Source organism: Streptomyces europaeiscabiei (assembly GCF_001550375.1).
Classification (GTDB): Bacteria; Actinomycetota; Actinomycetes; order Streptomycetales; family Streptomycetaceae; genus Streptomyces; species Streptomyces europaeiscabiei.
Genome location: NZ_LRTR01000756.1, coordinates 1 through 7,263, shown reverse-complemented (window position 1 = coordinate 7,263; position 7,263 = coordinate 1). Strand labels below are relative to the sequence as shown.

Sequence of the window (7,263 nt, the reverse complement as noted above, 5' to 3'; positions counted from 1 at the left end):
GCCCTCGCCCTCGCCCTCGCCCTCGCCCTCGCCCTCGCCTACACCGGCGTGAGCCCCGGCTTGCCCGCCTCCACCGCGAAGGACGCCACCGTCGAGATGCCCGCGCCCGTCGTCGTCACGTACGGCACGGCCTTGAAGTCGGCGCGGGCGGACCGGCGGTCGAGCCTGACCGTCGTGTAGCCGCGGCGGCCGTTGTAGAAGCGCATGTGGGGGTTGGCGGTCATGTAGGTGTCCCAGTTGGCGGGCTTGTCGGAGCCGTTGCCGCCACTGCTGACGGAGGAGGCGACGAGCTCCGTGCCGACGATCCGCGAGGAGCGGTCGTCGAAGTCGCGTTTGATGTCGAAGGCGTAGCCGACGTGGACGTCACCCGTGAGGACCATGAGGTTCTCGATGCCGGCGGCGTCCGCGCCGGCCAGGAGGCGTTCGCGGGAGGCCGGGTAGCCGTCCCAGGAGTCCATCGACACCTTGTAGACGTCGCCGACGGCGTTGCGGCGCTGGGAGAAGGTGACCTGCTGCGGGAGGACGTTCCAGACCGCGTCGGACCGGTCCCAGCCGTCGAGGAGCCAGCGCTCCTGCGTGGCGCCCGTCATCGTGCGCGCCGGGTCGGCGGACTCCGGGCCGGGGATCTGCCAGCCGTCGCCCTGCGCCTGGTTGGAGCGGTACTGGCGGGTGTCGAGTATGTCGAACTGGGCGAGGCGGCCCCACCGGAAGCGGCGGTAGAGCGTCATGTCGGGTCCGTCGGGGCGCTGGGGGCGGCGCAGCGGCAGGTTCTCCCAGTAGGCGCGGTAGGCGGCGGCGCGGCGCAGCAGGAACTCCTCGGAGGGCTCACCGCCGTCGGGGTTGTCGCCCGCGTAGTTGTTCTCGGTCTCGTGGTCGTCCCAGGTGACGACGAAGGGGTGCGCGGCGTGGGCGGCCCGCTGGTCGGGGTCGGTCTTGTGGAGGGCGTACCGCAGTCGGTAGTCCTCCAGGGTGACCGTCTCGTGGTTGAAGAGGTCGGGCAGGACGCGGTCGGTGTAGTTGCGGGCGCCGCCGACGGAGTTCACGGCGTACTCGTAGAGGTAGTCCCCGAGGTGGAAGACGACGTCGAGGTCCTCGTCCGCGAGGTGCCGGTAGGCGGTGTAGTAGCCCTGGTCGTACCGCTGGCAGGAGACGGCCGCGAAGGAGAGCGCCGTGGAGCCGGTCAGATGGCCGCGGCCGGGGGCGGTGCGGGTGCGGCCGGTCTCGCTGATCCAGGTGCCGGTGCGGAAGCGGTAGTAGTAGACGCGGCCGGGGGCGAGATGGGCGGCCTCGACGTGGACGGTGTGGTGGAACTCGGGGTGGGCGGTGGCGGTGCCGCGTCTGACGATGTGCCGAAATCTGTCGTCGTGGGCCAGTTCCCATCGGACGGCGACGCGTTCGGCGGGCAGCCCGCCGTCGGGCTGGTACGGGGCGGGCGCGAGCCGGGTCCACAGGAGCACGGAGGTGGGGTGCGGGTCGCCGGAGGCCACGCCGAGGGTGAAGGGGTCCTCGGTGATCTGCCGCGGGTCGAGCGTGGCCGCGGCCGCGGCACCGGCCGCGGGAAGGTTGGTGGCGAAGGCGAGCGCGGCGGCGGCTCCCGTGACGGTGAGGAAGCGGCGGCGGTCGAAGTGCCGGGCGGCGGTGCGGAGTTCAGGCGCGTGGGAGGAGCGGGGCTGCGTCGACCGGTGGGCTGTGGGTGTCATCTGGCCCTCTATTGAAGGTAGTTGTGTTTGTGCATTGGAGTGGCCAGGTTCGACGATCTTCTGTCACGTACACAACACCCAGATGGCGGACGAATGAGTTCCGGATGATGGGCCCCACCTGCGCGACCGAGCGGGGGCCCTCCCCTACGCTGCGAGCCCATGAAGGACAACGGAACCAAGATCGCGATCGTGACGGGTGCGGGCTCCGGCATCGGCCGCGCCGTGGCCGTGGAGTTGCTGCGCGCCGGCTGGTCGGTGGCGCTGGCGGGCCGCCGCGAGGAGAAGCTCGCCGAGAGCGCGGCCCAGGCCGGCACCGCGACGGACGCGGGTGTCGGGCTCGGGGCCCCGGAGGCGCTGTGCGTCCGTACGGACGTCTCGCGGCCCGGCGACGTGGACGCGCTCCTCGCCGCCGTGCGCGACCGGTTCGGGCGGCTGGACCTGCTCTTCAACAACGCGGGCACGTTCGGTCCGGGCGGGGTGCCGGTGGAGGAGCTGGACTACGCGGCCTGGCGGCACGTCGTGGACACCAACCTCAACGGGGCGTTCCTGTGCGCGCAGGCGGCGTACCGTCAGATGAAGGAGCAGGACCCGCGGGGCGGCCGGATCATCAACAACGGCTCCATCTCCGCGCACACCCCCCGCCCGCACTCCGTCGCGTACACCGCGACCAAGCACGCACTGACCGGCCTCACCAAGTCGCTGTCGCTGGACGGGCGGCCGTACGGCATCGCGGTCGGCCAGATCGACATCGGCAACGCGGCCACCGACATGACCGAACACATGGCGAACGGCGTCCTGCAGGCCAATGGCCAGCTCGTGCCCGAGCCGGTGATGGACGTGACCGATGTGGCGCGGACCGTGCGGCACATGGCGGAGTTGCCGCTGGAGGCGAATGTGCAGTTCGCGACGGTGATGGCGACGACGATGCCGTACGTCGGGCGGGGCTGAGCCGCCGGAGGGCGGGCCGGCCCGCGCCCATCGGGTCCGACGGCATTCGTCCAGGGCTCAACTTACACAAACGGAAGATGTTGCTCCGGTCCATTGGAGCACGTGGCAGGCATATGCTCAGGGCTCGTCTCCACGAGAGCTTCACACTTGGAGGCGCAGGCTTCCGTGACCATCCCGAGGGGGAGCGGGCAGCCGTTCCGTGCTCCGGAAGGGGGCGGACCTCGCGCGGGACCGCGAGGGAAGCACCGGAGCACGGAACGGCTGCCCGCCCATTTTTCTTCTCCGGGCGGTATCCAAGCGGGTTTTCCTGGCAATAGCCCATGAACCGCTCAGGAATGCGCTGTCTTATCGAAATCTGATCCCGGGCCTCGTTTTCTCAGGCATTGCACATTCCCTACTCAGGACCCCTCAAAGGTTCCTCCCTAGCTTGTGACCGCGCCCACAGCGGGCGCCAAGAACCTTTGAGGAACGGGATGTTTGGCATCTATCTCAAGCGCGAGCTGAGCCGGCGCAAGAAGGCGGCTCTGGTCATCGCCATGGGTCTGGCGCTCGGAATCGCGCTGGTCATCACCGTCACCTCGGTCTCGGCGGGGATGCGGCAGGCGCAGGACAAGGTCCTTCAGTCGCTCTACGGCCTGGGCACCGACATGACGGTCACCAAGGCCAGGCAGGCGCCCTCCGGGGACGGCGAGGAGCAGGGCGGGCCGAGATTCGAGTTCGACGCCACCGCCGACGGCGACGACGGCGAGGAGCAGAGTTCCGACCGGGTGATGACCCAGGGCGGGCAGACCCTGAAGTCCTCGCTCGTCGCCGAGGTGGCCGAGCAGGACGGTGTCGCGGAGGCCGTGGGCGCGCTCAGCCTGAACGTCACCAAGGTCGACGGGTCCTTCACCCAGGGCGAGGCCCGCACCGACGACTCCTCCGCGCAGCAGCAGGGCCAGGGCGGCCCTGGCGGAGGCAACACCCAGGGCGGCTCCAGCCAGCCCCGTGTCGAGGGCGGCGGTGCCTCTTTCGGCGTCAACAGCTACTCCGTCGCCGGTGTCGACGTCACCGAGCAGGACCTCGGCCCGCTCGCCACCTCGAAGATCACCAAGGGCAGGACGTTCACGGCCTCGCAGACCGACGCGAAGGTCGCGGTGCTCAGCAAGTCGTACGCCAAGGAGAACGAGTACACGGTCGGCGAGAGCATCAATATCTCCGGCACCAAGTACAAGGTCATCGGTATCGCGACGCCCGACACCAGCGAGTCGACCACCGACGTCTACCTGCCGCTGAAGCAGGCGCAGACCCTCGGCGACGCGAAGAACACCGTCACCACGATCTACGTCAAGGCGACCGACTCGCAGCAGATCGACGCCGTCAAGGCGACCATCCAGAAGAACATCTCGGGCACCACGGTCACCACCTCCGCCGACCTCGCCGAAACCGTCTCCGGCTCGCTGACCACCGCCTCCGACCTCGCGACCAGCGTCGGCAAGTGGCTGTCCATCGCCGTGCTCGCCGCCGCGTTCCTGGTGGCCGCGCTGCTCACCTCCTCGGCCGTCTCCCGCCGGGTGCGCGAGTTCGGCACGCTGAAGGCGCTCGGCTGGCCCAGCCGCAAGGTCACCCGGCAGGTCGTCGGCGAGTCCGTCGTCAACGGTCTGCTCGGCGGCGCCCTCGGTATCGGCCTCGGCCTGGCCGCCGCGTACACCGTGACCGCGATCAGCCCCACCCTCAAGGCGGAGCTGGGCAACACCGGTGGCATGGGCGGCGGGATGGGCCGCGGCCCCGGCGGGGGCGGTGCTCCCGGTCAGCAGACCTCCAACGCCCTGGAGATCGCGCTGTCCGCGCCCGTCTCGCTGTCCACCATCGCGCTCGCGGCGGGCCTGGCCATCGCCGGCGGTCTGATCGCCGGGGCCATGGGCGGCTGGCGCGCCTCCCGGATGCGGCCCGCGGACGCGCTCCGCAGCGTGTCGTAGCCGACCGGCCCCCAACCTCCCCAAGGACAAAGGACAACAGGACACCCATGTACAAGCTCACCGGCGTGACCAAGCGCTACAAGCGGGGCAAGGAGACGATCGAGGCGCTGCGCGGCATCGACCTCGTCATCGAGGACGGCGACCAGCTCGTCATCCAGGGCCCCACGGGTGGCGGCAAGTCCACCCTCCTGCAGATGATCGGCGCCCTCGACCGCCCCTCCGAGGGCAGTGTCGAACTGGACGGCGTGGACCTCGCCTCCATCAGCGAGGCCAAGCTGACCCGGGTGCGCGCCGAGAAGATCGGCATCATCTTCCAGGCGTTCAACCTCATCCCGACGCTGACCGCGCAGGAGAACGTCGAGACCGCGCTCGTCCCGCTCGGTGTGAAGGCGAGGGAACGGCGCGAGCGGGCCGCCGAGGCGCTGCGCTCGGTGGGCCTCGGCGAGCGCCTCACCCACGCCCCGTCCGAGCTGTCCGGCGGTCAGCAGCAGCGCGTCGCCATCGCCCGCGCGCTGGTCAAGCGGCCGAAGGTGCTCCTCGCCGACGAGCCCACCGGCAACCTCGACGAGGGCACCCGCGACGAGATCATGGCCCTGTTGGAGGGGCTGTGGCGGGAGCAGGGCCTCACCTTCGTCCTGGTCACGCACGACTCCTCGATCGCCCGGCGGGCGCCCCGGCTCGCCACGATCAAGGCGGGGCAGCTGACGCTCACGGAACAGGTACAGGAACAGGAACAGCAGCAGGAACAGCAACCGCAGCCGCGGGAGCAGGAGGAGTACGCGGGCTGAGGCCTCCTCAGTGACTGTCGTACGGGCCGTTCACCGCCCCAGGACCCGGTCGATCCCGGCCACCTGGTCCGCGGTGAGCGGCCCCTTCGCGAGGGCGCCCGCGTTCTCCTCGGCCTGGGCGACCGAGCGGAAGCCGGGGATGGGCACGGTCCGCGGGCTGCGGGCCCAGATCCAGGCGAGGGCGCCCTGCGCGAGCGTACGGCCCTCGCTCGTCAGGATCTCGCGCAGCGCCTCGACCCGGCCGAGCCACTCCGGGTCGGCGCCGGCGCCGGCGGTGAAGCCCGGCAGCCAGGCCGGCGGGGTGCTGCGGATGTCACCGGCCTCCAGGGCGCGCCCGGGGGTGTGCTTGCCGGTGAGCAGGCCCATGGCGAGGGGGCTGCGGTTGATGCTCGCGAGGTTCGACTCCTCGCACAGCGCGAGGAGTTCGGGCGCGTCCTGCAGGATGTTCAGCCGGTGCTGCACGGCCGCGCAGTGCGGCCCCTCGGCGAACACGGCGGCGCGGTCCGGGTCGTCGGTGCTCCACGCGTACGCCCGGATCAGGCCCTCGCGCACGAACTCCTCGCAGGTGTCGCGGAGTTCGGCCGCGCGCTCGGGGTCGGCGTCGGAGAGGTGCAGCTGGTACAGGTCGACGTGGTCGGTGCCGAGGCGGTCGAGGGAGGCGGTGAGGGCACGGCGGGCGTGGGCGGGGGTGTCGTCCTGGCCGGTGAGGGTGCGGGTGGCCTCGTCGAAGACGTTGCCCCACTTGGTGGCCACGACCACGTCCGCACGGCGCTTGCCGAGGGCACGGCCGAGGACCCGCTCACTGTGCCCGGTGCCGTACGCGTCGGCCGTGTCGAAGAAGGTGACGCCGAGGTCGAGGGCGCGGTGCACCGCCCGTACGGACTCCTCGTCGTCCACCTTCCCCCAGCCGAGCGGCTGCCCGTCCGGGGCCTGCCACTCGCCGCCGATCGCCCAGCAGCCGAAGCCGAGGGCGCTGACCTGGATGCCGCTGCGGCCGAGGGGCCGGGTGTACGGGTGCGTGTCCGTGTGCGAGTTCGTGTCCGTGTGCGAGTTCGTCTCCATGACCATGACGTTAGGAGTTGGAGTGCACACGAAGGCAAGGGTCTGCGGCCGACGCGATGTGGCGAGGGGGGAGAGGTGTGACGAAGTGCTAGGCCTGGCCCGTCTCGAAGCGGCTGATCCTGCCGTCCTCCGACACGGTGAAGCGCCACGCGGTGCGCATCTCGCCCCAGGTGTCGTTGCGGTAGTTGGCGACCAGGGCACGGCCGCCGGCGGACTCGCGCTGGACCTCGATGTGGCCGTGGGAGGAGAAGATCTCCCGGTCGGTCCAGTCCGGGAGGTCACGGTCGGAGCCGTCGTCCGACATGGTCGCGTCGTCCGTGAGGAGCGCGAAGAACGCGTTCTGGTCGTGGGAGTTCACCGCGGCGACGAAGGCCCGGACGGCCGGGTCGCTGAGTTTGGCGGGTGCGATCGTCATGGCGGACAGCCTCACACCGTCGGCGTGGGTACGCCACCGGAGACGCGCGACGGATTCGGCGCCACCCGAACGGCGGCCAGGGCGGGTCGGGCAGGTGTGATCGGTGCGACGGTGGATACGCGGGAGGGGACCTACGCACGGGCTGCCCGGGAGTGATCATGACCTCATTCGACCGACGTGATCTGGGACTGCTGCTGCTCCGGCTGGGCGCGGGCGGCGTACTCGCCGCGCACGGCGCGCAGAAGCTGTTCGGCTGGTTCGGCGGGCACGGGATCGAGGGGACCGGCGCGTTCATGGAGTCCGTCGGGTACGCGCCCGGCAAGGCGAGCGCCACCGCGGCCGGGCTGGCCGAGACGGGCGGCGGCGCGCTGCTCGCGCTGGGCCTCGCGACA

Annotated in this window: 7 protein-coding genes; 4 read left to right on the top strand and 3 right to left on the bottom strand. The window is 71.0% G+C overall.

Annotation, left to right across the window (positions count from 1 at the left end; translation table 11 throughout):
- Positions 1 to 38: 38 nt before the first annotated feature.
- On the bottom strand, positions 39 to 1,700 hold the full coding sequence (locus tag AWZ10_RS36995; RefSeq protein WP_060893207.1) for an alkaline phosphatase D family protein: 1,662 nt from the start codon (positions 1,698 to 1,700) through the stop codon (positions 39 to 41).
- 159 nt (positions 1,701 to 1,859) lie between these two features.
- Here AWZ10_RS36995 and AWZ10_RS36990 point away from each other — a divergent pair, with 159 nt between their 5' ends.
- The 3 genes from AWZ10_RS36990 (at position 1,860) to AWZ10_RS36980 (ending at position 5,394) form a co-directional block, all read left to right on the top strand.
- Positions 1,860 to 2,648 (top strand): SDR family oxidoreductase, encoded by a 789-nt coding sequence (locus AWZ10_RS36990; protein WP_060893206.1) that lies wholly within the window; start codon positions 1,860 to 1,862, stop codon positions 2,646 to 2,648.
- A gap of 473 nt (positions 2,649 to 3,121) precedes the next feature.
- Positions 3,122 to 4,606 (top strand): ABC transporter permease, encoded by a 1,485-nt coding sequence (locus AWZ10_RS36985; protein ID WP_060893205.1) that lies wholly within the window; start codon positions 3,122 to 3,124, stop codon positions 4,604 to 4,606.
- A 47-nt stretch (positions 4,607 to 4,653) separates the two neighbouring features.
- Positions 4,654 to 5,394, top strand: a complete 741-nt coding sequence (locus AWZ10_RS36980; RefSeq protein WP_244172677.1) for an ABC transporter ATP-binding protein — start codon at positions 4,654 to 4,656, stop codon at positions 5,392 to 5,394.
- 30 nt (positions 5,395 to 5,424) lie between these two features.
- Here the strand turns inward: AWZ10_RS36980 and AWZ10_RS36975 are convergent, their stop codons facing one another.
- Complete coding sequence (locus tag AWZ10_RS36975; RefSeq protein WP_060893204.1) at positions 5,425 to 6,456, bottom strand: aldo/keto reductase; 1,032 nt, start codon at positions 6,454 to 6,456, stop codon at positions 5,425 to 5,427.
- A gap of 88 nt (positions 6,457 to 6,544) precedes the next feature.
- Positions 6,545 to 6,871 carry a nuclear transport factor 2-like protein gene (locus AWZ10_RS36970; RefSeq protein WP_046707888.1) on the bottom strand — a complete coding sequence of 109 codons (327 nt, stop codon included), beginning with the start codon at positions 6,869 to 6,871 and terminating at the stop codon, positions 6,545 to 6,547.
- A 158-nt stretch (positions 6,872 to 7,029) separates the two neighbouring features.
- Here AWZ10_RS36970 and AWZ10_RS36965 point away from each other — a divergent pair.
- A partial coding sequence (locus tag AWZ10_RS36965) for a DoxX family membrane protein (RefSeq protein WP_159058499.1) occupies positions 7,030 to 7,263 on the top strand: 234 nt, incomplete at its 3' end.